1 pseudogene is annotated in these 408 nt (G+C 64.5%); it reads left to right on the plus strand.

Annotated elements, in window-relative coordinates:
* Positions 1-188: 188 nt before the first annotated feature.
* A pseudogene (locus RM844_RS33180) lies at positions 189-408 on the plus strand (hypothetical protein); the annotation flags it as partial.

Raw genomic sequence — 408 nt, forward strand, 5'->3', positions numbered from 1 at the left:
GTGGTGTGTGCATCGGGTTGGGCCAAGCATCTGGAGCCGCGCACACCGCTGAAATCGTCGGCAGCCAAATCCCAGTCCTGAGGACCGTGCCACCCACTAGACCGAGGATTTTTGCTCGATGGTGACTGCAATCCTCGGTGCAAACATCGCATGGGCGCGTCCGCTCGCCGGCGACTACGGTCGATCGGATGACGGTGTCGCGATCACGTCTGACCCAGCTCTGCGCAGCGGCAGCCGCCATGGTCACGGTCTCATCCTGCGGACAACCAGCACCTGCGCCGCCGCTCACCAGCGCGCCCACGGCCACCACCGCGCCGACAACAGCGGCACCGGTAACGACCGAACCCGTAGTTCCCACAGCTGACTTCAGCCGGGTCTCGCAACTCGTCAATGAAGCCATCGCGGTAC

Source organism: Streptomyces chisholmiae, from assembly GCF_031845445.1.
Taxonomy (GTDB): Bacteria; Actinomycetota; Actinomycetes; order Streptomycetales; family Streptomycetaceae; genus Streptomyces; species Streptomyces chisholmiae.